Here is a 26,286-nt window from a genome sequence, read left to right on the forward strand (position 1 = left end):
GGATCAGTTTTGCGATCCTTGCGGCTACTGCCAGTGAAGCCGCAGCCTGGTCAGCGTAAACGCTTACCGGCAGCTTCTCATATCGCGTCTCTTCCAATAAATTTAATCTTGCCATAAAATATTATCTAATTGTAATAGGTGTTAAAAAAACGACACAAAAAAAATCCCCACCGAAGTGAGGATTTTAAACCAATTGACTATAAAAATTAAATCCTCCACCGAGGAAAAACTAAAATGCTTATGTAATGATTGTTGTGCTGTCACTAATACAAACTTAATAAAGTATATCGTACATATCAAGTACTTTTTAAAATAATTTAAAAAGGTTTTCAACACATTTATTCATTTATCTATTTTACCTAAACGTTTAATTTTTAAATTTATATTTCAATTGTCTTTAAAAGTATTTAAATTCGATTGTTAATTTTAGTTCGACCCTAATTAAAACCACATTGAATAAAATAAAACAGCTATTGCTTACGGGGATATCGTTGTTTTGCGTTATGCCCGGTTTTTCGCAGGCTAAGAAAAAACCTGTTAAGAAAGCGCAGATAGTAGTTGTAAAAAAAATGCCGTATATAAGCCCGCAGCTTACCGGGTTTCTGCATACCGCCGCTGCTGCTAGCGTTTCATTCACTCCGCCGCCCGGTTTTAAAGAGATTAAAGCACCCAATAATGAAGATTATACCTTTGATTACGGAATGGAGTTACCCGGAATTGGGTTTGAGGTTTGGTTTCAGGTAAGATCACAAAAGGAAAATTACACTGCTTACGAGCGGTCGCTCGACAATAAAAATACGCGCCAGGAAAACCCCGATTCACTTTACATTGCCTTGGGTAATGCGCAGGCGATAGCATTTAGCGGCAGCCGGGATTTTACCCCCCGTAACATACCTGCGCGTATTTTAGATAGGTATAATGCAGATGCTGGTAAATCTTACCTGCTAAACCTGCCCAATATGGCGGTAACTAAACATTATAAATACGCTCTTTTAATTACGCTGCAAAGGGACCAGATTGGCACTATACTGGCAGTTTGTTTGACCAATGAGAAAAGTCCGGAATTTTTTAAGAATATGGACAAGGCCAGCAATTGCTTAAAGTTTAAACCCTAAACTATGCGAATGTTGATAAGTTGGCACATTTAAATACCAATTTAACGGGCTTACTTTTATTTTTGCAACAAGGGCATTTCGCTTCCCCTGATTTTTGATTTAAACATGGCAGAAACTGTAAATTATAACGACGATAGTATTCGTTCGCTCGATTGGAAAGAGCACATCCGTTTACGCCCCGGTATGTACATTGGTAAGTTGGGCGATGGCTCCGCATTTGACGATGGCGTTTACGTTTTGCTTAAAGAAATCGTAGATAACTCTATTGATGAGTTTGTGATGGGTGCCGGCAGAACGATTGACATCAACATGAGCGACCATAAAGTTGCTGTGCGTGATTATGGCCGCGGCATCCCTTTGGGTAAAGTGATAGATTGTGTATCTAAAATAAATACAGGCGGTAAGTACGATAGCAAAGCCTTCCAAAAATCGGTTGGGTTGAATGGTGTGGGTACCAAGGCAGTTAACGCACTCTCAAACTCTTTTACCGTACAATCTTACCGCGACGGGCGTACCAAAATTGCCGAGTTTGAAAAAGGTGAACTGGTACGTGACGAGCCGGAAAAGGAAACATCGCAACGCAACGGTACGGCCATTAATTTTTTTCCGGACGACAGCATTTTTCGCCATTACCGTTTTATACCCGAATTTGTAGAGAACATGATCTGGAACTATGTGTTCCTGAATGCCGGTTTAACCATTAATTTTAATGGACAAAAATATTTATCAGAACGCGGCCTCTATGATCTGCTGGTGCGCAACGCCGATGCCGAGAACCTGCGTTACCCCATCATTCATCTGAAAGGCGAAGATATAGAGATTGCCATGACGCACGGCCAATCGTACGGAGAGGAATATTATTCGTTCGTGAACGGGCAGCATACCACACAGGGCGGTACGCATCAGGCGGCCTTTCGTGAGGCGGTGGTAAAAACCATTCGCGAGTTTTATAAAAAGGAGTTCGACGCATCTGACATCCGCGCATCTATTGTGGCGGCTGTTGCTATAAAAGTACAGGAGCCGGTATTTGAATCGCAAACTAAAACTAAACTGGGCTCACAAAACATCGGCCCGGAGGGACCGTCGGTTCGTGGTTTTATTAATGATTTCCTAAAAAAGGAACTGGATAATTACCTGCATAAAAACCCGGCGGTAGCGGATGCTTTGCTGAAACGGATCCTACAATCTGAACGGGAACGGAAAGATATTGCCGGTATCAAAAAACTGGCTAACGACCGCGCTAAAAAAGCATCGCTGCATAACCGTAAACTGCGCGATTGTAAGCTGCATTTCGATGATAATCATGAGCGCAGGCAGGAAACGACACTGTTTATCACTGAGGGCGACTCGGCCAGCGGATCCATCACCAAATCGCGTGATGTGCAGACGCAGGCAGTATTTAGCTTGAAAGGTAAGCCGCTCAACTGCTTCGGGCTGACCAAAAAGGTGGTTTACGAGAATGAGGAATTTAACCTGTTACAGCATGCGCTCAATATAGAGGACGGGATAGATGGGCTACGTTATAATAACATTGTGGTAGCTACCGATGCCGATGTGGATGGTATGCACATACGGTTGTTACTGATGACCTTTTTCCTGCAATTTTTCCCCGACCTGGTAAAGGCGGGGCACGTATCGATCCTGCAAACACCTTTGTTCCGTGTGCGTAATAAAAAACAAACCATTTATTGCTACAGCGACGAAGAACGCCGCAATGCCATTGCCAGCTTAGGCCTTAAACCCGAAATTACCCGATTTAAAGGTTTGGGAGAGATCTCGCCGGATGAATTTGGGCTGTTTATTGGTAAAGATATCCGCTTAGATCCTGTATTTTTGAAGGATGCCAACATCAAAGCCCTGTTAGAATATTTTATGGGTAAGAACACGCCAACCCGCCAGCAGCATATTGTAAACAACCTGCGGGTGGAGAAAGACGATGAAACTATCAATCCATTGGTTGCCGAGCAGGTGGATAGTGTGGAATTGGATGTTGCGGTGTAGTTTGGTTTCTATTTAAATAACTCCTATCTTGTATGCCCCTCTTTTTTGAGCGGCTACGAGAATGACAAAACACGAAATAAAAATAGCCTTTACCGACTTCGACTCTGTGGAGGAGTTAATCCCGGCCGATCTTCAGCTTTGCCTGGAGGCAGAAAAAGCACTGGCATCTTCCCACTCACCGTATTCTAAATTTAAGGTTGGCGCTGCCCTTTTGCTCAAAAGCGGAAAGATCTTACACGGAAGTAACCAGGAGAATGTAGCCTATCCATCCGGACTTTGTGCGGAGCGAGTGGCCCTATTCCATTGGAGCGCCAATCACTCCGATGATCCAATTGTAAGTATGGCGGTTACCGCCCACACCAACGAGTTCCCTATACTTAAACCGGTAACGTGTTGCGGTGGTTGCCTGCAGGTAATGGCCGAATGCGAAAAAAGACAAAACAGCCCGATGAAGGTTTTGTTATACTGCATTGATGGCCCGGTTTGGGTATTAGATGGGGTAGACAGCTTGATGCCGTTTGCCTTTTTTGAAGAACGCTTAGTACAATCTACATGAAATTTAAAATAATACTGCTTTTAGTTTTAGCCGTTACCGGTGTTGCACATGCGCAAACTGGTTTCCCTTTTGATAACGAGATCCGCGATTTTAAGGCGCAGGATAGCATTAGCATGCCCGCAAAAAATGGTATCCTGTTTATTGGTAGTTCGTCTATCCGTAAATGGACAGATCTGGAATCGCGCTTTAGCGACCTGCCCATTATCAGGCGGGGCGTAGGCGGCTGCACGCTGGAACAATTGACTGAATATTTTACACCTTATATTTTATTCCCCTACAAGCCACGGAAAGTATTTATTTACGCCGGAGAGAATGATATTGCCGAAGGGAAAAGCGGGGTGTTTGTGGCTCAGGAGTTTATTAAACTGTGGGGTATGCTGCAAAAAAAACTACCGAAGGCCGATATCTACTTTATGTCGGTTAAGCCGAGCCCAAGCAGGGCCAAGTATTTCGACCAGGTTAATGCCGCTAACCGGCTGATCAGAATCTACTTATTAAGCCGTACGAAAGGCCACTTTATTGATGTGTCTACACCTATATTACATCCGGCAACCAAACAGCCTAACCCAGCATTATTTGAAAGCGATATGCTGCACCTAAATAAAGCCGGCTATGATAAATGGCAGGCCGCGTTAACGCCTTGGGTAAAATAAAAAAAGCTGCCGGCATCATACCGGCAGCTTACACTTAACACACTAATTAACTATTTCTATTTAAATACGCTGTAAACGCTGGTTATTTTCCAACCGGCGCCGGTATTGGCAATGGTCACGTAATTGCTGCGTACAAAATTGTCGTATTGCATATCTACCCGCACCATTGCAATGTCGTTGCTGCTTTCTACTACGTGGGTACTGGTTAAACAGCTTTGCTGTACGTTACGGTCTTTTCTCATAAAGTCAAGCATTTCTTTTTTGTCGAAGCTTAATACATCGTTTCCGCGCAGCATGCTAAATTTTACGGATTTATCCAGGACATCACTCAGTCCGTCCATTTTACCGCGGGTAATCGCATTGATATAAGTATTTACGGCGTATGTTTTGGTCAGGTTATCATTAACGGGAGGGGTGTGGGCCTTAACGGTTCCGCCGATAATAAGCAGTGCTAAACCCAACATAATTGATTTTAAAGTTTTCATGGTTTTTGTTTTTGAGGTTTGTTGTAATTTATTTACATCTATAAGATGCCTGTAAATTGATAACGTTACAGCCGAAAGTGTTAAAACCGTTGATTTAACAAACATTTAACATTAACCTTTTTTATCCCTTACATTTGGCTATGGTCGATTTTAATACCATCATCCTGCAATTCGGGGAGTTTGGCGACAAAACCGGGTGGACGTATATTGAGATCCCGGCAGATGTGTCGAAGCAAATAAAACCCGGCGAAAAGCGGGCTTACCGGGTAAAGGGGTTTTTGGACAATTTCGCCTTCGCAGGTAAATCCTTACTTCCTCATGGCGATGGGAATTATATTTTACCGGTAAACGCCGACATGCGCAAGGGTGTTCATAAAAATAAGGGTGCCATGTTAAGGGTACGGCTGGAACATGATGCCGATTTTAAAATAGAAATGCCGGATGATTTACAGGATTGCTTTGATTACGAACAGCCGGAAGCACTGGAGTATTTTAATGGCTTATCTAAGTCGCACCGTGGCTATTTTATCAAGTGGATCAACGACGCCAAAACAGAACAGACCCGTGCCAACCGGATAGCACAAACCCTCGGCGCAGCGGTTAGGCGAATGGATTATGGCGCAATGTTAAGGGAGCAGAAAAAGTTGAGGGAGTAGATTGAGTAAACTACAAACGATTAATGAATTCTTTGGGGCCGATAACTTGTAATGCCGGTATACCGTTTTTCTGCAACTGTTTATCCCTTGTTACAAAATAATCTAATTTGTGATGAATTGCTGTATAGTATTGTAAAGCATCTTCTACATCATCTATCTTAGAATGTAATGCAAGCAAAGCGATGTCGTGTGTGATGTCTATAACTACAACGTCTGTTAACAGAACTAAAAGTAATTCTTTAGTTTTTTCTGCGCCATAGGCTTTTGAGATCCAATAACCAATAATATGTAAAACTGACGATGTTATAAATCCTTCTACATAACCTTTTTGGACCATTTCGACAATCTCTTCAGCATCCTCGTAGTCGTCTCTTTTAAGGGCGTAATCAATTAAAATATTGGCATCTAAAAATATTCTATAAGCCATGTTTTTTATTTTGATAGTATAGCTCTTTCAAATCTGCTTTTGGGTCAATGTTATGCGGCCCGAGTTTTTCTACCATATCCATAAATGTTTCGCGCTTTGCAGGTTTTGTGAGGTTTTTAAAATATGCTTCTACTAAATTAGATACACTTGTGTTTTTTTTCTCGGCATATTTCTTCATGCTCGTTAATAAGCTATCCTCTATTGTTAAGTTCAATCGGCTTTTCATATTACTAATATACGTATATTTTTAAATGATGCGCATGTCACGTTTTAATGTTAATAAAAATTAAGTTAGATATTCGCAATCCGTCTGCCTCAATATCTAATTTTCTGCACATTATCTTATCTTTACCCATCCAAATTTTTTTAGCTAACGAATGAGCGAAGATCTAAACAATCCCGATAGTCCTGACCATATAGAAGACACTAAACTTCAGAAAATTACCTCTCTTGACGGACTGTACGAAAACTGGTTCCTGGATTATGCATCCTATGTCATATTAGACCGTGCTGTTCCACACATCAACGATGGCCTAAAGCCTGTTCAGCGCCGTATCCTGCATTCGTTAAAGGAAATGGACGACGGGCGTTTTAACAAAGCTGCCAACGTTATCGGTAACACCATGAAGTATCACCCGCACGGTGATGCCTCTATCGGTGATGCCATGGTGCAGATAGGCCAAAAAAACCTGCTGATAGATTGCCAGGGTAACTGGGGTGACCCGGTAACGGGCGACTCGGCAGCTGCCCCGCGCTATATCGAAGCACGTCTGTCTAAATTCGCTTTAGACGTTGTTTTCAACCCGGATACTACCGTTTGGCAGGCCAGTTATGACGGCCGTAACCGCGAGCCAATCACCCTGCCCGTAAAGTTTCCACTGCTATTAGCGCAAGGTGCCGAGGGTATTGCGGTGGGTTTGGCTACCAAGATATTACCACATAATTTCATTGAATTAATTGATGCATCTGTCGCTGTGTTAAACGGCAACAGGCCGAATTTACTGCCCGATTTCCCAACAGGCGGTATGGCCGATGCTTCGGCTTACAACGAAGGTCAGCGTGGCGGTAAAGTGAGGGTACGCGCCAAGATCATTGAGCGGGATAAGAAGACATTGACCATTACCGAGATTCCCTTTACCACCACAACCGGCGGGTTGATTGACAGCGTAATATCTGCCAACGATAAGGGTAAGATCAAGATCAAAAAAATAGAGGATAACACGGCGCAGAATGTCGAGATCGTGATTCACCTGGCGCCGGGCATCTCGCCCGATGTAACTATTGATGCTTTGTACGCCTTTACCGATTGCGAGGTGTCTATTTCGCCCAATACCTGTGTAATTCAAAGCGATAAGCCACGCTTTATGAGCGTGAACGATATGCTTACCGAAAGCACCTTCTATACAAAAGAGCTTTTAAAACAAGAACTGGAGATCAAGCTTAGGGAGTTGATGGAGAAGATCTTCTTCAGCTCGCTCTTGAAAATCTTTATCCAGGAGGGCATGTACAAACACGCCGACTACGAAAGCTCGAAAGATTTTGAAGAGGTAGTAGGCGTGTTGAACAGGTTATTCGAGCCGTTCTTCCCGCAATTCTACCGGCTTATCACCAATGAAGATTATAAAAAGCTGATTGATAAACCGATGAGCAGCATTACGCGTTTCGATGTTAAGAAAACGGACGAGCAGATCAAAGCCCTGGAGGCCGAGATCAAAACGGTTAAAAATCACCTTAAACACCTTACCGATTACACCATTGCATGGTTCGAAAAGCTGAAAGAAAAGTATGGCAAAGACAGGGGCCGCAAAACCGAACTGCGCACCTTTGACAGGGTGGAGGCATCGCAGGTAGCTTTAGCCAATGTGAAATTGTATGTGAACCGGGTTGATGGCTTTATAGGCTCGGGGCTGAAGAAAGACGAGTTTGTTTGCGATTGCTCGGATATTGACGAGATCATTGTATTCCGCGCAGATGGCCGCTTCATCGTGACCAAAGTGCAGGACAAAGTTTTTGTAGGTAAGGATATAGAGCATGTAGCCGTATTTAAAAAGAACGACGAGCGCACCGTTTATAACATGATCTATAAAGACGGGCAAAGCGGCGTAAGCTACATCAAACGTTTCTCGGTAACGGGCGTAACCCGCGATAAGGAGTACGACCTGACAAAAGGCAGTAAAGGCTCAAAAATGCTGTACTTTACCGCCAACCCAAATGGCGAAGCCGAAATAATTACCGTTCAGCTAAAACCGCATGCTAAATTAAAGAAACTGAATTTCGACGAGGATTTTGCATCCTTAGCTATTAAAGGCCGCGCATCTATTGGTAATATGGTGACCAAATACCCGGTCAAAAAGGTGCTGCTAAAAAGTAAGGGCATCAGTACGCTGGCCGGTCGCAAGATCTGGTATGACGATATCCTGAAACGCCTCAATGCAGATGGCCGTGGCAAATATCTTGGCGAATTTGACGGCGACGACCGCATATTGAACCTGTTAAGCAATGGTTTATATGAGCTAACCAGTTTCGACCTCAATAATCACTTTGATGATAAGATGATCCTGATCGAGAAGTACGATCCTGCCAAGGTTTTCGCGGTGGTGCATTACGAGGGTAAATCAAAGAATTACATGGTGAAACGCTTTGTATTCGAGAATACCGTTATTGGTAAGCAAACCAGCATTATCAGCGAAGAAAGCGGGTCTAAATTGGTAATCATATCCGGCGCAGCGCAGCCTGTTGTGAAAATAGAGCAACTCAAAGGCAAGAGCCTGGTAGAAGAAATGGCCGAACTGAACCTTACCGACTTGATTGATGTGAAGGGGATGAAAGCGATGGGTAACCGCCTGTCGGTACACCAGGTAAAAAGTGTAGAACTGATTGCCGAACATGACGACGAAAGCGACGTGCCAGACCCTGCACCGGATACGGTAGAAGATACCGAGATCACCATCACCGCAGAAGACAAGGATGCGATAGATGCGGCCCCGGCTGTAGCACCACAAGTTATGCAATCTGCGTCCGTAAATCCCGTTATAGAACAACAACTTGAGGAGCCAAAGGCGGAGGCTAAACCGAAAATGGAAGGACCAGAGCCCACGGAATCAAAGCCGGAGAAACCTGTTAAGAAAGTAGATTTTGAAATTACCAACCCGGATGATATTGATATTGATGACAAAGGCCAGCTGGGCTTATTTTAATTGTTAAGAGTTTTATATGCTGAAGAAGATACTTATTTGCTGTGCACTGTTTTTGAGCACAGTTGCAACTAACGCCCAAACTACCAACCACAACTTTGCCTTTAGCGACAGCACCTTCATGCTGGATGGTAAACCCTTGCAGATTATCAGCGGTGAAATGCACTGTTACCGCATCCCGCGTGAAAACTGGCGCGAGAGGATGAAAATGGCCAAAGCTATGGGCTTAAATACTATTGGTACCTACATGTTTTGGAACCAGCACGAAATGGTACAAGGCAAGTATGATTTTACGGGGAATAATGATATTGCGGAGTTTGTACGGATAGCTAAAGAAGAAGGCCTTTGGGTAATACTGCGCCCCAGCCCGTATGCCTGTGCTGAGTGGGAATTTGGCGGTTATCCATGGTGGCTGCTTAAAGACAAAACACTTAAAGTGCGCAGCCAGGACCCTAAATTTATTAATGCCTATCATAACTATATGATAGAAGTAGGCAAGCAACTGGCACCCCTGCAGGTAAACCACGGCGGCAATATCCTGATGGTGCAAATAGAGAACGAATACGGGTCATACGGGAGTGATAAGGTATATTTGGCACAAAACGAAAAGATCTTTCGCGAGGCGGGATTTGATGGTACGCTGTTTACCTGCGATGGCGCAACCCAAATGCCTGCTGGGTATTTACCGGGCTACCTGCCCGCTGTAAATGGTGAGGACAACCCCACAAAGGTTAAGGAGTTAATTAATAAGTACCATAATGGTAAAGGCCCATACTACATTGCAGAATGGTACCCGGGTTGGTTTGATAGCTGGGGCAAGCCGCACAGTGGCAGTAATGCTGACGCGGATGCTAAGAAACTTGACGAGGTGCTCTCGGCGGGAATCTCTATCAATCTTTATATGTTCCACGGTGGCACCACGCGCGATTTTATGAATGGTGCCAATATGAATAAAACCGAAGCCTATGCGCCGCAAACATCAAGTTATGACTATGATGCCCCGTTGGATGAAGCCGGTAACCCAACCGCTAAGTTTTACAAATTCCGCACGGTAATAGCCAAACACTTGCCGCCTGGAACTACCCTGCCCGAAGTGCCCGAAAAAAAGAAACGCACCTATGCATTAGAAGCTATTAAGTTAACAGGCACTGCCAACTTGTTCAGCAACCTGGGCAAACCTGTAGAATCGGATAAGCCTATGAGTTTTGAAGACCTTGACCAGGGATACGGATTTGTTTTATACCGCACTACGCTGCAAAATGCCGCAAGTGGATTGCTGAAGATCAAAGAAATGCGCGATTATGCAACCGTGTACCTTAACGGCAAGCGCATTAGTGTTTTAGACCGCCGTTTAAAGCAGGATTCGTTGCAATTAAATAGCCCGACAGCTAATAGTACTTTGGATATATTAGTAGAGAACAACGGCCGTATCAACTATGGGCCATTCCTCACAGATAACCGCCAGGGTATTACCGATAAGGTAACTTTAAACGGGCAAGAGCTGCTTGGTTGGAAGATGTATTTGCTGCCTTTTACTGCCACCACCGGGTTTAAGTACCTACCCGCACAAAATGAAGGCGAATTGCAACCCGCCTTATACCGCGGTACATTCTCGCTCCGCATCACAGGCGACACTTATTTGGATATGCATGGCTTTGGTAAAGGCTTTGTATTTGTGAATGGCCACAACCTGGGTAAGTATTGGGAAATTGGCCCGCAGCAAACTTTGTATGTACCGGCAACCTGGTTAAAGAAAGGCACCAATGAACTGGTTGTTTTTGACGAGTTGCTGGGCAACCATACCGAGCTTTCAACGCTTGATCATCCGGTGTTGAACGAAGAGAAAAAGACAGATAAATAAAGAATATCAGAGATATTTAGAGCGTTTAGTAACAAAAAATGGCATCTATTGGGTGCCATTTTTGTTGCCTACAGGATACGTGTTAATTTACAGGATCAGTAATATCACTAAAATAATAATGAGGATAGCACCAATGGAAAGGAAAACGCCACCGCCGCTCATCGCCTGGGCTTCATGTTTCAAGTTTTTCAATTCGCTTTTTAATTCTTTCCTTTCGGCTTTGTTCAGATGGGATTTGTCCATCTCCTTAATTTCTTCAACACGGGTTTCGATCTCAACAATTCGGGCCTGCCTTTGCTCCTTGGTCATGGCAGCTGCGGCTTCTTTAAAGTTCTCTTTACCGTTAGTAGCCGTTGCTGCATTACTGTTAAAAGCGGTTAAAGCAAATAATACGGTGAGGGCAATTATATAAAGCTTCTTTTTCATAATGGTGTTTATTGGTAAGACGTAAAAATCAGTTAAATGGTTGCATCGTTAAATGCTGATAAAAAAAGAAGCCTCGAACACATGGCCGGTCACTACCTTTTGGATAGCCTCCTTTTTAGGGAACTCCTTCTTTTCGCCGGCACTGTCTGCGCATCCTAACCAGGGTTCGATACAAACAAAATCGGCACCGGGTTTAGCCCAAAGCCCCAAGTAGTTAAAATGCGGGAACTCTACAGATAAGCTCTCCTCATGTTTGGTGCATTTAATGGTCACCATACGCGACGCCAAGTTTTTAAATACTAATGCATCCGCCGCAAACATATCCCGGGTGAGTATCAATTTCTTTTGCGGGGTAGGTACGGGGTGGGTTTCGCCGTTGAACGTGCCATCTGCGGTGAGCAGGTGGGTTTCTAATTTCTCCTGTACCTCAAATTCAATATAATAATCCTCATAGTTTTCTCCAGGGTGGAAAGGCACATTAAATGCCGGGTGCCCGCCTACCGAAAAGTAAACCGGCTTTTTATCGCGGTTAATCACTTTGTAGGTAACGCGTAATGCATTATCTATCAGGGTGTATAAAACCTGGAAATCAAATTTATAAGGGTAAACCGCCAGCGTTTTCTCGCAATAAGGGAGCGAAAAGCCTGCATGAGCATCATCACTTTCCAGCAAAATAAACTCCGACTGCCTTGCGAAACCGTGCCTTTTCATAGGGTAAGTATCCCCATCGACCAATAATTCGTCGTTAGTCAGTTGCCCTACTATAGGGAACAGGTTGGGCGCATGGTAACCCCAAATGTCGGGGTTGGCTTGCCAAAGCTGCTCGATACCGGTTTGCTTATTATATAACGAGGAAAGTTGTGCGCCCTTGGTAGCGATAGCTACCTTCAGATATTCGTTTTCGAGGATCGTCATGCTGTTTGATTTGGTACGGTTAGCAACAAATTAGTTTTAAGGCTGTTTGTATTGTTGAATAAAAATAGCAAAAGCACCGGATTAATGGCGCTTTTTACCAATTGTATTTATATGCAGCTATCGTTGATCAACCTTCAACTTCAATTTTATGACCGAATCTTTTTGCAGGTTATTCAGCTTGTTATTGTTATTAAAAATAGCCCCTTCAAAATCGCCATATGATGGGTTAGGGATGATGATATACCGGCTGCCAAACTTCTTTCGCAGTTGATCTGTAATAGCGGTCCGGTTTGCTTCGGCGGGGTGGTTATCATACAGCAGGTCAAAATCGGGCAGGTTATCGCCGCATAGTAAAACTATCTGATGTGTTTTTAAAACCTGCAGCCGGCGGCTCTCCTTGCTCGATGTGGTTTGCCTCAAAAATAGGTGTGCATCATCTGCATTGGGCATGTTGAATTTTTGCAGGTTTTTAAGGGTGTTCGCGCGTTCGTCCTCATCCCGGTTGGTGATGTAAAACACGGTTACGCCTTTAGCTGCAGCATACTTAAAAAATGCCGGGGCACCAGGCACGGTATCGGCTGCTGCTTTGGCGGTCCAAGCCTTCCAGGTAGCCTGGCTATAATCTAGATTATTAACGGCGCGCATCGCATCATAAGGGCTGTTATCCAAAACGGTCTCGTCAATATCGGTCACTACGGCTAAAGGCTTGCCGCCGGGTTGCTTTAACGATTCATCCAATCGCAGTTTAGCCAGGTTATACGCCTGGAAACAAAGGGCCCTATACTCGGCAGAGCGTTGCTGCCAAAGCGAAGCCCAAACTTTGCCGCTGTTAGCTAAAGATGTGCCTTCCGGTTTTACGGCAACTGCTGCTTTTTTTGACGTGGAGCAAGCACTTGTTAATAAAGAACAGATCAGCAGGCAGGGAAGTAATTTTTTCATGTGTTGATGGGGTAGGGGGCTTACAATAATTCCGGCTATACTTTGCCGATGAACTCTTTAACAAACTTCGTTAATTTAGGTTGTATCACAAAAGCGCAACGGGGTTTCATTAGGTTATCGTTATAATAATTCTGATGGCGGTCTCCGGTTTTGTATCACTAATTTTCTGCCCTACTTCAGTTAATAAATTAGTGCCCATATTAATCTGATAACGAACACACTACCCATTTGGTTTATTAATATTACTGCGTATATTTAACATGTCGATCCCCTTAGTTGATTGACCCAATAACCTAACCAAATCCTTTTCTTATGAAAACTGCGGCAACAATTGCACGGCTGATATTGGGTATCTTATTCCTGGTATTCGGCCTCGATTACTTTTTTGATTTCGTCCCGGGCATCGTATCCCTGCCACATTTAACCAAACATGCCGACAATTATCTGGACTCATTGAACAAGGCTGAATACTTTTTCCCCATCCTTAAAACCATCGAGATACTGGGAGGCCTGGGTTTAATTATCAACCGTTACACCGCTTTATTTATCATCGGCTTGTTCCCGGTAACTTTTAATATTTTGATGTTTGATATATTCCTGGGCCCGCAATTGCTTGTTTTAGGGGTGGTTATGTTCGGCCTCAACCTGTTCCTGTTGTTTGTTTACCAGCGTTATTATAAATTTTTATTTACCTTTTCGCCCCGGATATAAAGGGTAAAAGTTATATTTACTGTCTACTATACATTTATTACCTATGCTTAAAAATTCCGCTATAACACGTAATCCGTTTGTAATCGCCCTGCTGGCGATCATTGTTTTTTCCGTGAATGCAAACGCCCAAAACGGCCGTACCATAGCTGACTTTGACAAAGGCTGGAAGTTTAATTTAGGCAATGTGCCATCAGCAGAAAAAATCACTACCAACGATAAAGCATGGCGCGTACTCAACCTGCCGCACGACTGGAGCATTGAGGGCGAATTTAAAAAGGAGAACCCCGCCACGCCAGAAGGTGGCGCATTGCCCGGCGGCATTGGTTGGTATCGTAAAACGTTCACCGTGCCCGCTGCTTCAAAAGGCAAGCTTGTTTATATAGATTTTGACGGCGTATATCAGCACAGCGATGTTTGGATCAACGGGTACCACTTAGGTTTCAGGCCTAACGGGTATATCTCTTTCAGGTATGAACTGACACCTTACTTAAACTTTGGGGGCAGCAACGTCATAGCCGTAAAAGTGAATAATGCCGAGCAGCCTAATTCGCGCTGGTATTCCGGTTCGGGTATTTACAGGAACGTATGGCTGGTAACCACCAATAAAGTTGCTATTGATCATTGGGGCACCTACGTGACCACGCCGAAAGTAAGTGCCGACTCTGCAACCATATCGATTGAGGTTAAGGTAAAAAAACCGGCACAAGCAACTTACAGTATCAAATACCTGGTTTACAATTCATCTGGTCAATTAGTGGCCCAAGGCGGGTCGCTTCCATCGTCGGCGCAGGTTGTAGATACCATGGCAACCGTGAAAAATACTATCAAGATAATCAAGCCTGATCTATGGTCGGTAGAAAAGCCTCACGTGTACAAAGTAGTTACACAGGTTTTGGTTGATAAAGCAGTTGTTGATAGTTATACCACACCTTTAGGCATCAGGTATTTTAATTTTGATGCCGACAAAGGCTTTAGCCTGAATGGTAAACCCATGAAAATTTTAGGCGTTTGCGATCACCACGACCTGGGGAGTTTAGGCTCGGCCGTTAATACCCGTGCCTTAGAACGCCAGTTACAGATCCTGAAAGCGATGGGCTGCAATGGCATCCGTACATCACATAACCCGCCCGCGCCCGAACTGTTGGATCTTTGCGACAAAATGGGTTTTATTGTGATGGATGAGGCCTTTGATATGTGGAAGATGGAAAAGACAAAGTACGATTATCATCTTTTTTGGGATGAATGGCACAAGCGCGACCTGCAAGACCAATTACTGCGCGACCGTAACCACCCGTCGGTATTTGTGTGGAGCATCGGTAACGAAATTGGCGAGCAGTACAGTAAAACAGATACCGCGGGCCGTAATATTGCGCGCGAACTGGCCGGTATTGTAAGGCAGTACGATAACAGGCCTATTACATCGGCTAATAATGACCCGTCGCGCACCAATAACATCATCGCATCGGGGGCACTTGATCTGATCGGATATAATTATCATGAGTTTGATTATGCTAAGTTTCATGAAAGGTTTCCCGGTAAAAAGTTCATCGCCACAGAAACCACATCAGGTTTAGAAACCCGTGGTTATTACGAAATGCCTTCAGATAGTATCAGGATCTGGCCGCCGCAGTGGGATAAGCCACTGGTTAGGCCGGGCAATAATGTATCTGCCTATGATAACACCCGCCCGCCCTGGGGCTCAACCCACGAAGCTACCTGGAAGGTGATGAAGAAGTATGACCATTTATCGGGCATGTTTGTATGGACGGGTTTTGATTACCTGGGCGAACCAACGCCTTTTTCGTGGCCGTCGCGCAGTTCCTACTTTGGTATTATCGATTTAGCGGGCTTCCCTAAGGATGTTTACTACATGTACCAAAGCGAGTGGACAACCAAGCCGGTATTGCACATTTTCCCGCACTGGAACTGGGAACTTGGTAAAATGGTAGATTTATGGGCATATTATAACAATGCCGATGAGGTAGAACTTTATCTGAACGGAAAATCGATAGGCATTAAAAAGAAAACCGGCGACGATCTGCACGTGATGTGGCGTTTGAAATTTGAACCGGGAACGCTTAAGGCGGTATCCCGTAAAAATGGAAAAGTAGTGCTTATTAAAGAGATCCGTACAGCAGGCGCAGCGGCCAAAATTGAATTAACCGCAGACAGGAAAACAATCGCTGCAGACGGGAAAGATCTGTCATTTATAACCGTGAAGATTTTTGATAAAGACGGCAACCTTGTCCCAAATACAGACAATCGTATCAAATTCACGGTAAGTGGCGGTACGCTGGCGTCCGTAGACAATGGCGATCCGGTAAGCCATGACAGCTTTAGGGCCGATAATATTAAAGCGTTCCACGGTTTGGCATTAGCTGTTATCAGAGGGAGTGAAACACCGGGGAGTATTACCGTTACCGCAACGGGTGAGGGATTGGCTTCGGATAAGATTGTGTTGGTAGCGAAATAAGATAAAAAACTATTCAGTCGCTCGGCTCCTGCCGGGTGACCGTTATTATAAGGCCGCTGACAGCAGCACTCGGCGGCCAGAAGCCGCGCGATAGTCGTCACTCGGCAGGAGCCGAGCGACTCAACTGCACGCTATTATACCCATCTGCTCAAAAACTTATTAAACTCATCTTTATACTGATCGCCGACAGTAATGTTGATCTTACCTATTTGCAGGGCGTTACGGGTTATGGAGTTGATCTTATCCAAAGATACTATGTAAGAGCGGTGTACACGCAAAAAACGTTTGGCCGGCAACTTTTCTTCCAAAGCTTTCAGGGTACTCAAAGTCAATAATGCCTTATCGCTGTTCTTCAGGAAAATCTTTACATAATCCTTCAGGCTTTCCAGGTAAAGGATGTCGCTCAAGGCAATGCGTACCAATTGATATTCTACCTTTACAAAAAGGTAGTCGTCTTCGATACGCTCTTCGGCAGCGGGGGCTGCTACAGGAGCAGGGGCGGCGGCTGCAGGTTCTGTCTGGGAGCGGCTTACCAATTCGGTGTAAGCCAAAGCCTTGTTGGCAGCATGCAAAAATTCTTCGTAATTAAAGGGTTTCAGCAAGTAGTCCAGTGCATCAACCCGGTAACCTTCTAAAGCAAACTGGTTATAAGCGGTAGTGAAAATGATGCGGGGTTTGTTTGGCCCGCGCGCATCCAGTACCCGGGCAAGTTCTATCCCATTTAAGTTAGGCATCTGGATATCCAGAAAAATCAGGTCTATCTTTTTATCCTGGAACGCGCCCAATGCTTCAACCGCGCTGCTGTAGCGGCCCACCAGGTTTAAAAAAGGCGTTTGCTCAATAAAGGCGCACACCATGCCCAGTGCTAAAGGTTCGTCATCAACGGCTATACAATTTACTACCATTACAAGTAAAGCGTTAAGTTAACAGTGTACAGGTTTTCGGCCGCCGACTCATTTACCACCAGCTCGTGTTTGCCGGGGTATAAAAGATCGAGCCTGCGGATGGTATTATTCAGGCCGATACCTTTGTTATCCTCCAGGTCGGCACCCTGTTTTTTAAAGATACTGTTTTGAACCAATAAAGTTATCTTATTATCTACCTGTTGCACATCAACCAAAATGGTACTGGGCAGGCTGTCGCTTACGCCGTGTTTGAAGGCGTTTTCTACGAAAGGTAAAAACAGCATCGGCGCCACAGGGAACTCTTGCAAAGGTGCCGGGGTGTTAAATATAACGGTTACCTTATCGGTTAGCCGCAACTGCATCAGGCTGATGTAATCTTTAATAAAGGCGATCTCCTGGCTAAATAAGGCCGCGCTGTTTTGGGTATCGTATAACACATAGCGCATCATGCGCGAGAGCTGGTGCAATGCAGTACGCGAGGTTTCGACATTGACCAGGGTGAGCGCGTAAATATTATTAAGGGTGTTAAAAAAGAAATGCGGGTTGATCTGTGCTTTCAGGAACGATAATTCTGACGAGATCTTTTTCTGCTCCATCTCTTTATGCAGTGCTCTGTTCTTTTGCCAGCTTTGCGTAGTGGTAACGCTGGTACTGATACCTAATACCAATGATGTAACCGTAACTAAAAAGGTGTCGAAATAACCGCGCCTGCCGCCACCGCCGCCGCCACGTTTTGGCGGGCCGCTGCGGTGAAAGGCCTCTTCCAATAGTTCGCGCACATTTAGAATTTTATCCACAAAACCTGTCATGAATAGTATCACGGCTATGATGGCTATGATGGACAGGAAGTAAAAACCTGTTTTCTTTTTAAGCAGCAGCTGCGGAACCAATACATAGGCGTTTAAATAATACGAAGCAATCAACATCACGAACACGATATTTTGCTTCACCCAGAATTGGTAGGGTACATCTATATTTCTTAAAAAGGGTTGGTAAAATAAAAGCACTACGCCTAATACTATCCAAATTAAGATCTGGATGAGTATGTTGCCTAAGATGCTCCGGGATTTTTGAATGATCATGCTTTTGATTTATTTACAGGGCATTACAATATTACAAATGATCACGGCATATCCAAATCAAAATCGGCGATGCTGCCCGGAACCCCGACGAGCGGGCAAAAACTACCGCCAAAACGGCCGAAACGTACCGTCGACTAAAAATCTGCTTGTCGAAGGTTAAAATTGGGCATTCGTCTATTTGTTTACGGTCTCTGTCTACCGCGTTTTTGAGTGCTTTGCTAAAAGTATTGCTTTGCATATCGAAATCACAATATATGAAGATCAAATACTTTCTATCAATCCTTGCGTTGTTGCTCAGTTTTAACAGTATGGCACAAACCACCCGCGATGTAAGCGGTGTTATAAAAGACAGTACCGGCGTAACCTTACCGGGCACCACCATTAAAATATTGACGGGTAAAGACAGCACCACTACCATTACAGATGCAAATGGCAGCTTTACCTTTAAAGCGGTTACCATAAACCAGTTTAGTTTGGTTATCCAATCGGTAGGGTTTGTTCCCATTAAGCGCCGCTTTGTGCTGGACAATGCCGCTACGCCGTTTAAACTGCCGGTAATCGTTTTAAAATCAGATACACGCATGCTTGGCCTGGTTACCATTACCGATGTGAACCCGGTTAAGCTGAAGGAAGATACCATTGAATTTAATGCTGCCGCTTATAAGGTGCGTGATGGTGCACCCGTAGAGGATGTATTGAAGAAACTGCCGGGCATAGACGTGGATAAGGACGGAAACGTAACCGCGCAAGGCAAAAGCGTAACCAAAGTGCGAGTAAACGGAAAAGACTTTTTTGGAGGCGACCTGAAAACTGCTACTAAGAACTTGCCTGCCGATATCGTGCAAAACATCCAGGTGATAGATGATTACGGCGACCAGGCTAACATCACTGGCGTTAAAACCGGCGAGCCCGAAAAGGTGCTGAACATTACCATTAAACCAAGTAAAAATTACGGCTACTTTGGACAGGCCAGCGTAGGCGAGGGGCAGGATATGATTCCCGGCGTATCAAGCGATAAAGAGGGTAATCGCTATGTAGCACAGGGCAACTTATTCCGCTTTGATGGCAGCCGGCAGATAGCCGTTTTGGGCAACCTGAATAATACCAACACCAACCTGTTTACGTTTGGTGGTAGGCCCGGTGGCGGTGGCGGCCCCGGCGGTGGCCCGGGTGGCCCCCCGGGAAGCAGCAGCAGCTCGGCTAATGGCATCACAACAGCCCGGTCGTTAGGGTTTAACTACCGCGACCAATGGGGTAAAAAGATAACCGTTTACGGCAGCTACAGCTTCGCCGATAATACGGTGAATACCACCAGTACCACTATCCAAAATAATTTATCGTTAACCAACCCAAGCACCAATACACAAAGCAGTGTACAAAAGGATGAGAACCTGAACCACCGGTTCAACTTTAATATCGAGTACAAGCCGGATACGGTTAATTATTTAAAGATCACACCGTCGTTCTCTTACGCAAGTGTAACCACTAATCAGGATGCTGCTAACAGGCTGGTGAATGCCACACAAACCATCTCTGACTATACCTTCACCTCTTATTTAAAATCGACCTCGCCAAATTATGGCGCTAACGTTTTGTACAATCACCGTTTCAAAACTAAGGGACGTAACTTCAGCGTGAATGTTGGTGCTGGGTCGTACACTACTAATCAGTATCAAAATCCGGTTTATACCTATATTGAGGGGGCAGCAAATGCGCCGTTAAGCCAATTTATCAACACTGATAGCCGTACGGATAGCGTTGGTGTTAATTTCAGTTACCTGGAGCCGATGGGTAAAAAATCATATATAGAGGGAACCTACGGTTATAAATACTCAACCACCAGTGCCGATAAACTGACCGATACCCTAACTGCCGCAGGTAACCGCAACCGCTACGACTTGTTGAGTAATAGCTATAACTACCAGTTTACCACTAACCGTATCGGGTTAAACTACCGCTTCATTGATAAAAAATACAACTACACCTTAGGTGTTTTAGCGCAGCCAACTTTATTGGTCGGCAGCGATGGCAATAGCCGCAGTAATTTCAATATCGCGCCGAATGCCCGCTTTATTTATAACTTCTCGCGTAGCCAGTCGCTGAGTGTGAACTATAACGGACAAAGCGCGCAGCCTACTTATACCGAGCTGCAGCCAGTGACGGATTTCTCTAACGCATCATACCCGGTACAAGGTAACCCTAATCTTGATCCGGAGTTTAACCAGACCTTGTCTATGCGTTATAATAAGTTCGATTTTGCATCAGGTAATGTTTTCTTCAGCAACCTGTCGTTCACTAAAACAGATAATAAGATTGTAGCTAATACCATTACCTACCCTAAAGTTTACGCGCCGGATAGCAAACTGGCCGGTACCATATTAACCCAGTACTTAAATGCGGATGGGTACTACTCTGCAAATGGTTTCTATGTGTTTGCCAAACCCTGGGCTAAGCGTAAATACAATCTGTTCTTTATAGGTAATGCTACATACAGCAACAATATCTCTTACATTGGTAATGTGGATGCTACCAGTTATGCGCTCACTAACCTGAAGAACGTTTCTAAAAATATCGTGCTGTCGCAAGGGGTGCGCTTTAGGGTGAATATAACCGATGTTGTTGATGCCGAAGCCAGCACTACATACGCGATAAACCGTTCTAACAATTCTATCCAGCAGGCCAACGTCAATAACAAATTTAGTACCCTGAATTTGGGTCTGAATGGTAAAAACTACTTCTTTAAAGACTGGACACTGAGCTATGATTACAGCAAACAGATCTATTACGGCTATACGGGATCTACCAATCCGAACATCCTGAATACTTATGTAGAACGTCGTTTTCTGAAAGGAAATGTTGGCACCCTGCGCTTTGCTGTGAACGACGTATTTAACGAAAATACGGGCTATACGACCACACAAAGCGGGAGCTATATCACGCAAACTAATGCCAACCGTTTAGGCAGATACTTCCTGGCTACGTTTACGCTAAGGCTGCAAAAGTTTGCCGGTGCTAAACCAAATAATGGTCCCGGCGGCCCGGGCGGGCCGGGTGGTCCGGGTGGACCAGGCCCTGGCGGCCCGCCACCGTTTTAAGAAGTAAGATTGGTGGCAGTAATCTGGCAACATTACGTTAACGCTAAATAGTTCGCCGGTTAAAAACTTAATGGTGGTATAGGCAGCCCGGGTGGCTATGATTTGGGTGGATCAGGCCCCTGGCAGCCCGCCACCATTTTAATAAGTGAGATTGATTACTATATATGTCGTGAAAAGGTACTTTAGCTTAGGCGGGTACCTTTTTCTTGTTTAATCAGGGTCGCCGAGCGACAAAAAAGCCTTTCATCCTGAGCGATAGCGAAGGATCTTACAGGTAGTGAAAAAGCGAAAGGATCTTCCGGGTGGAAAACATGCGGAAGATCCTTCGCTATCGCTCAAGCATGACAAATTATTTTACAACTTCGTTACCCCAAACTTCACCGCCAACTCATTCAACTCCTGATAAACCGAATCAACCAGTGGAATACCATTTGCCATCCTATCCCTTTCTGCTTCCAGTTCCGGCTCGCCGGGGATGATTACTTTTTGAGTAGGATCATTAGTAGTTGCCGATTTAAATCTGCTTATCCAGTTATCCATATCAGCAGTAAATTCTTCAATCGGGCGGAAACCATCTACCCGCATCGCTCCTAAAAAATGGCCCAGGCCTAAACCGGGCGGGTTTGCAGGAGGTTCCAAAAACGAAACAAAAGGCGGCACCCATGGGCCATAATTTGCGCCCGATAATACACCGGATAGAATATCAACGGTAGCACTTAAACCAAAACCTTTGTGGCTGCCATGTTCCCGGTCGCTGCCCAATGGCAGGAGGGAGCCGCCGGATTTTAGCGCATGCGGATCTGTTGTGTAATTGCCCTGCCCGTCCTGGATCCAGCCTTCGGGCACTTGTTTGCCGCTGCGCTGGGCAATCTCTAGTTTACCATTCGCTGCTGCTGATGTGGCCATATCTATCACGACCGGTGGATATTGGCCCGCGGGGAATGCATAACACATAGGGTTGGTGCCCAGCAGGCGTTCGTTAGAAAAAGTAGGTGCAACCAGCGGACTCGCATTAGTCATGGCAAAGCCGATCATATGGCGTTTTACCGCCATCAACGCATGGTAACCGGCAATGCCGAAATGATTAGAGTTACGTACCGACACCCACCCCGACCCATATTCGGACGCTTTTTTTATGGCGATATCCATCGCAACGGGAGCTACTATGAGGCCCAAGCCTGCATCGCCGTCAACGGTGGCTGTTGTGGCCGTTTCATGAATGATCTGGATGTTGGGTTTGGTGTTGATGCGGCCTTTCTCCCATAGCCTAACATAGCCGCTTAAGCGCGCCACACCGTGCGAATCAATACCCCGCAGATCTGACTTTATCAGCACATCGGCGGCCAGGTCAGCATGATATTCGCTGCAGCCCATGGCTATGAAAATATTTTGAGTAAAGGTGCGGAGGATCAGTTCGGATATTAGCATAAGGCAAAAATAGCAATTCCTGTTTTTCGTGTGAAAATTATGTCATTGCGAGCGATAGCGTGGCAATCTTAGCATATCCGCAAGTCCTATAAGATTGCCACGTCGCTGCGCTTCTCGCAATGACATGGTGTAGAGCCTTACTCTGTCAGCACTGTAAACTTAAAATCCAGTGGCTCGAAGTTGCGGATCAGTTCATCGATAAATAGCTGGCCCCATTTTACATAGGCAAGACCGAAATTCTCACTGCGTTCCTGTAAGCTATTTTTCGGGAAGATGTCTTCTTTGATATGTTCTATCTGTTCCAGGCGGGTATGGTAATTGCGTTTTTCGGCTTTTACCAGTTTCTTTTGCAGGTTGTCCATCGCATGCTTTAAGCGGGCTTGTACGGCACTGGCAGATGGCCCTAAAGTGCTGTCGATCTTATGGGCGCGCAGCTTGATCTTCTCGAAGGCGCTTTCTATTTCGCGCCATTCTTCATTCAGGGTCAGGTCGTGGCTGCTGTGTTTTTGTACCCAACTGCTCTTGATTTCGTCGGTACTTTTAAAAATATCAGCCGGCGAAAGTTCCATGCTGTTGATCTTGGCAGCGGTTTCTTTTTTGATGACCAAACCGCTGTTCCGCAAGATCAGTATCGGGAAATCAATACCATAATGGTCGAAGTTTGATTTCAGTTCCAGCCAGTAAACCACCTCGGCACCACCACCGATGTAAGCAATGTTGGGCAGGATACATTCTTGGTACAAAGGTCGCATGACTACATTCGGACTAAATCGTTCGGGTGCGGTTTTGATTTCCTGTTTCAGTTCGTCTTCAGTAAAACTGATGTCGGTATTCATTACGCTGTAGCGATCATTCTCAAAAATCAGCCGTTCACGCAATTCGTCTTTTAAATAAAAAAAGTTGATCTCGCGTGGATTCACCTGGATGTGTACGCCCAGTTTGGTTAACTGCTCATTAACGGCGCTGATGTTTTTGAAACTATTTTGCTCGATGATGTCCTGCTCAATTATCGGGGCAAACTCCTCCTTTAAGCGGTGATCATCGGCATCAATTATCACTAATCCGTATTGACCAAATAAAGCATTTACGAGGTAACGGGTGGCATCGGCTAGTTTATCAAATTTGGTGTAGGCAGTTTCAACCATTTCGCCCAATTCATCGGCGTGGCCGTCAATTCCTAAAACGCCTTTGTATTGGTTAAGTGCCTGGCGCATGGTATCCGGGTTGATACGGCCCGTAGCGCCCGAAGCCTCGTACCACCAATGCACTTTTTTACCACCTATGTTGGTGTAGTTGATCTCGGCAAAGTCGTGGTCTTCTGACGCCATCCAGTAAACAGGTACAAAGTTTTTATCGGGAAAAGAGTCTTTTAACTGCCGACAAAGCTTAATAGCCGTAACTATTTTGTAAATGAAATAAAGCGGGCCGGTAAAAATGTTCAGCTGATGGCCGGTTGTAACGGTGTAAGTATGGTCATTACCCAGCAGGTTGATCTGCTGCCTGATGTATTCGGCAGCGTCCAGTTCAATTTTGGTGGGGGAGGTGCTTTCGTGCTTTTTGAAGTATTGCTCCTGTAAGACGTTTACTAACATCGCCCTATCGGCAACTACCTTTTTGTGGCCAAGCTTTTCGGCAAAGCCCTGCATGGTGGGGCGGTGACTATAAAAAGATCTTAATTCCGGAACATCGTCCAGGTAATCGATAACCGTTTGGGAAAAGTACCCGGTGTCTTTATAGTCAATACAGGCTGCGTCCATATAATTTCGGATTTCGGATGTTCAATTTCGGATTTGACTTGCTTGGTTAAGAGTTTTAGCTCGCAAGAGCGCCAAGGCCGCAAAGCTTTTTCTTAGCGTCTTTTCGACTTTGCGAGAAATTACATTTCACTCATGCAGCGTTAATTCGCGAACATCCGTATGCCGAATTTAGATTTTAAAATTCTAAATCAAACATTGTACTGCAAAATCGGTCTTATTTTACAATTTGTCCATAAAGGTCAAAGTCTTCGGCATTGTCAATTTTTACATTAACAAAGCTGCCAACTGCAGCATAATCGATGCTGGCGTCAATCAAAACTTCGTTATCTACCTCCGGCGAGTCAAATTCGGTACGGCCAACAAAATAGCCTTCATCTTTCTTGTCAATCAATACTTTAAAAGTATGGCCAATCTTCTCCTGGTTCTTATCGAAAGAGATACCTTGCTGAATTTCCATAATAGCGTCGGCACGCTCCTGTTTTACTTCTTCGGGCACATCGTCAATTAAAGAATGGGCGTGTGTTTTTTCCTCGTGCGAGTAGGTAAAACAACCCAGGCGGTCAAATTTGGTATCTTCTACCCATTGGGCCATTTCTTCAAAATCGCGCTGTGTTTCGCCTGGGTAGCCGGTAATCAGCGTGGTACGCATGGCAATGCCCGGTACCATATCGCGGATCTGGTTCACGACGTCAATCGTTTTTTGCTTGGTTAAGCCACGGCGCATCGATTTGAGCATGTTATCGGTAATGTGCTGCAGGGGCATATCCATGTATTTACAAATATTGTCGCGCTCGTTCATTACATCCAACACTTCCATCGGAAAACCAGCCGGGTAAGCGTATTGCATCCTGATCCACTCCACACCGTAAACATCACTTAAGCGGCGCAAAAGTTCGTCCAGATTGCGTTTGCCGTATAGGTCGAGGCCATAATAGGTGAGGTCCTGGGCAATCAGGATCAATTCTTTTGTGCCGTTCTTTACCAGGCTTTCAGCATTTTTAACCAGTTGGTCAATAGGCGTACTTACATGTTTACCACGCATCAACGGGATGGCGCAAAAAGAACAGGGGCGGTTACAGCCTTCAGCAATTTTAAAATAAGCAAAGTGCGACGGGGTGGTCAATAAACGCTCGCCAATCAGTTCGTGTCGGTAATCGGCACCAATGTTAGTCAGGATATTTTGCAGATCGTTTGTACCGAAATAAGCATCAACGTTGGTGATTTCGGCTTCCAGCTCGGGCTTGTAGCGCTCGCTCAGGCAACCGGTTACAATTACTTTACCTACTTTACCCTGTTCCTTCAACTCGCTGTATTGCAGGATAGTGTCGATAGATTCCTGCTTGGCGTTATCAATAAACCCGCAGGTATTAATCACGATGATATCGTTATCGCGCAGCTTATCTGTTTCATGAACTACATCATAGGCGTTGCCCTTAAGCTGGCCCATCAGTACTTCACTATCGTAAATATTTTTTGAACAGCCTAAAGTAACCACGTTTACACGGGGTTTTACGGTAAGTATCGGCTTGCTGATTATTTTTGTTCTCATTGTTATTACTCAAAGCGTCATTGCGAGGAACGAAGCAATCTCCAAACTATGCAGATCC

The 26,286-nt window shown here is 44.9% G+C and carries 21 protein-coding genes and 1 pseudogene; 10 read left to right on the plus strand and 12 right to left on the minus strand.

The annotated features are described in order from the left end of the window. Nucleotides 1-115: pseudogene (locus IDJ76_RS21280) on the minus strand (glucosamine-6-phosphate deaminase); the annotation flags it as partial. A gap of 337 nt (nt 116-452) precedes the next feature. Between IDJ76_RS21280 and IDJ76_RS07580 the strand changes: the two are divergent. From IDJ76_RS07580 to IDJ76_RS07595, 4 genes are all read left to right on the plus strand, one after another. Continuing rightward, nucleotides 453-1,115, plus strand: a complete 663-nt coding sequence (locus IDJ76_RS07580) for a hypothetical protein (protein WP_191162400.1) — start codon at nt 453-455, stop codon at nt 1,113-1,115. Between the two features lie 105 nt (nt 1,116-1,220). After that, nucleotides 1,221-3,116 carry a DNA topoisomerase IV subunit B gene (locus tag IDJ76_RS07585; protein WP_191162402.1) on the plus strand — a complete coding sequence of 632 codons (1,896 nt, stop codon included), beginning with the start codon at nt 1,221-1,223 and terminating at the stop codon, nt 3,114-3,116. Nucleotides 3,117-3,177: 61 nt separating this feature from the next. After that, the gene (locus IDJ76_RS07590; protein ID WP_191162405.1) at nt 3,178-3,672 is read left to right on the plus strand and encodes a cytidine deaminase; all 495 of its coding nucleotides are present in this window, start codon (nt 3,178-3,180) and stop codon (nt 3,670-3,672) included. Continuing rightward, nucleotides 3,669-4,325, plus strand: coding sequence for a GDSL-type esterase/lipase family protein (locus tag IDJ76_RS07595; RefSeq protein WP_191162407.1), 657 nt, complete (start codon nt 3,669-3,671; stop codon nt 4,323-4,325). The genes IDJ76_RS07590 and IDJ76_RS07595 overlap by 4 nt, the downstream gene beginning before the upstream one ends. A gap of 56 nt (nt 4,326-4,381) precedes the next feature. Here IDJ76_RS07595 and IDJ76_RS07600 read toward each other — a convergent pair whose 3' ends face one another. Continuing rightward, nucleotides 4,382-4,810, minus strand: coding sequence for a nuclear transport factor 2 family protein (locus tag IDJ76_RS07600; protein WP_191162411.1), 429 nt, complete (start codon nt 4,808-4,810; stop codon nt 4,382-4,384). Between the two features lie 140 nt (nt 4,811-4,950). Here IDJ76_RS07600 and IDJ76_RS07605 point away from each other — a divergent pair, with 140 nt between their 5' ends. Beyond that, the gene (locus tag IDJ76_RS07605) at nt 4,951-5,466 is read left to right on the plus strand and encodes a YdeI/OmpD-associated family protein (protein ID WP_191162414.1); all 516 of its coding nucleotides are present in this window, start codon (nt 4,951-4,953) and stop codon (nt 5,464-5,466) included. Nucleotides 5,467-5,476: 10 nt separating this feature from the next. Here IDJ76_RS07605 and IDJ76_RS07610 read toward each other — a convergent pair whose 3' ends face one another. Together IDJ76_RS07610 and IDJ76_RS07615 are read right to left on the minus strand one after the other, a co-directional pair. Then, complete coding sequence (locus tag IDJ76_RS07610) at nt 5,477-5,893, minus strand: type II toxin-antitoxin system VapC family toxin (protein ID WP_191162417.1); 417 nt, start codon at nt 5,891-5,893, stop codon at nt 5,477-5,479. Then, nucleotides 5,883-6,119 carry a DUF6364 family protein gene (locus IDJ76_RS07615; RefSeq protein ID WP_191162419.1) on the minus strand — a complete coding sequence of 79 codons (237 nt, stop codon included), beginning with the start codon at nt 6,117-6,119 and terminating at the stop codon, nt 5,883-5,885. The genes IDJ76_RS07610 and IDJ76_RS07615 overlap by 11 nt, the downstream gene beginning before the upstream one ends. Nucleotides 6,120-6,270: 151 nt before the next feature. On the opposite strand from IDJ76_RS07615, the gene IDJ76_RS07620 reads away from it, so the two are divergent. Next, nucleotides 6,271-9,090, plus strand: coding sequence for a DNA gyrase/topoisomerase IV subunit A (locus IDJ76_RS07620; RefSeq protein ID WP_191162421.1), 2,820 nt, complete (start codon nt 6,271-6,273; stop codon nt 9,088-9,090). 16 nt (nt 9,091-9,106) lie between these two features. Beyond that, a complete protein-coding gene (locus tag IDJ76_RS07625; protein WP_191162423.1) occupies nt 9,107-10,948 on the plus strand; it encodes a glycoside hydrolase family 35 protein in 1,842 nt (613 codons plus the stop codon). 87 nt (nt 10,949-11,035) lie between these two features. Here IDJ76_RS07625 and IDJ76_RS07630 read toward each other — a convergent pair whose 3' ends face one another. The 3 genes from IDJ76_RS07630 to IDJ76_RS07640 form a co-directional block, all read right to left on the minus strand. Then, nucleotides 11,036-11,374 (minus strand): hypothetical protein, encoded by a 339-nt coding sequence (locus tag IDJ76_RS07630; RefSeq protein WP_191162425.1) that lies wholly within the window; start codon nt 11,372-11,374, stop codon nt 11,036-11,038. A 48-nt stretch (nt 11,375-11,422) separates the two neighbouring features. Continuing rightward, complete coding sequence (locus IDJ76_RS07635) at nt 11,423-12,289, minus strand: aldose 1-epimerase family protein (protein ID WP_191162427.1); 867 nt, start codon at nt 12,287-12,289, stop codon at nt 11,423-11,425. A gap of 117 nt (nt 12,290-12,406) precedes the next feature. Beyond that, nucleotides 12,407-13,228, minus strand: coding sequence for a 5'-nucleotidase, lipoprotein e(P4) family (locus IDJ76_RS07640; protein WP_191162429.1), 822 nt, complete (start codon nt 13,226-13,228; stop codon nt 12,407-12,409). 312 nt (nt 13,229-13,540) lie between these two features. On the opposite strand from IDJ76_RS07640, the gene IDJ76_RS07645 reads away from it, so the two are divergent. Then, nucleotides 13,541-13,939, plus strand: coding sequence for a DoxX family membrane protein (locus tag IDJ76_RS07645; protein WP_191162431.1), 399 nt, complete (start codon nt 13,541-13,543; stop codon nt 13,937-13,939). Between the two features lie 43 nt (nt 13,940-13,982). After that, the gene (gene galB / locus IDJ76_RS07650) at nt 13,983-16,412 is read left to right on the plus strand and encodes a beta-galactosidase GalB (RefSeq protein ID WP_191162433.1); all 2,430 of its coding nucleotides are present in this window, start codon (nt 13,983-13,985) and stop codon (nt 16,410-16,412) included. 134 nt (nt 16,413-16,546) lie between these two features. Here galB and IDJ76_RS07655 read toward each other — a convergent pair whose 3' ends face one another. Together IDJ76_RS07655 and IDJ76_RS07660 are read right to left on the minus strand one after the other, a co-directional pair. Continuing rightward, the gene (locus tag IDJ76_RS07655; RefSeq protein WP_191162435.1) at nt 16,547-17,317 is read right to left on the minus strand and encodes a LytR/AlgR family response regulator transcription factor; all 771 of its coding nucleotides are present in this window, start codon (nt 17,315-17,317) and stop codon (nt 16,547-16,549) included. After that, a complete protein-coding gene (locus IDJ76_RS07660) occupies nt 17,317-18,399 on the minus strand; it encodes a sensor histidine kinase (RefSeq protein WP_191162437.1) in 1,083 nt (360 codons plus the stop codon). Before IDJ76_RS07660 ends, IDJ76_RS07655 begins: the two co-directional genes overlap by 1 nt. A gap of 254 nt (nt 18,400-18,653) precedes the next feature. Here IDJ76_RS07660 and IDJ76_RS07665 point away from each other — a divergent pair, with 254 nt between their 5' ends. Then, nucleotides 18,654-21,494, plus strand: a complete 2,841-nt coding sequence (locus tag IDJ76_RS07665) for an outer membrane beta-barrel protein (RefSeq protein WP_191162439.1) — start codon at nt 18,654-18,656, stop codon at nt 21,492-21,494. A gap of 354 nt (nt 21,495-21,848) precedes the next feature. Here IDJ76_RS07665 and IDJ76_RS07670 read toward each other — a convergent pair whose 3' ends face one another. The 3 genes from IDJ76_RS07670 to rimO form a co-directional block, all read right to left on the minus strand. Beyond that, complete coding sequence (locus IDJ76_RS07670) at nt 21,849-22,922, minus strand: Ldh family oxidoreductase (protein WP_191162441.1); 1,074 nt, start codon at nt 22,920-22,922, stop codon at nt 21,849-21,851. 137 nt (nt 22,923-23,059) lie between these two features. Then, nucleotides 23,060-24,679: a bacillithiol biosynthesis cysteine-adding enzyme BshC gene (gene bshC, locus IDJ76_RS07675; RefSeq protein WP_191162443.1), complete on the minus strand. Its 1,620-nt coding sequence runs from the start codon at nt 24,677-24,679 to the stop codon at nt 23,060-23,062. A gap of 214 nt (nt 24,680-24,893) precedes the next feature. Then, nucleotides 24,894-26,228: a 30S ribosomal protein S12 methylthiotransferase RimO gene (gene rimO, locus IDJ76_RS07680; RefSeq protein WP_191162445.1), complete on the minus strand. Its 1,335-nt coding sequence runs from the start codon at nt 26,226-26,228 to the stop codon at nt 24,894-24,896. Nucleotides 26,229-26,286: the final 58 nt, after the last annotated feature.

Origin of the sequence: Mucilaginibacter glaciei (assembly GCF_014773245.1) — a bacterium.
In the GTDB taxonomy this organism is placed as follows: domain Bacteria; phylum Bacteroidota; class Bacteroidia; order Sphingobacteriales; family Sphingobacteriaceae; genus Mucilaginibacter; species Mucilaginibacter glaciei.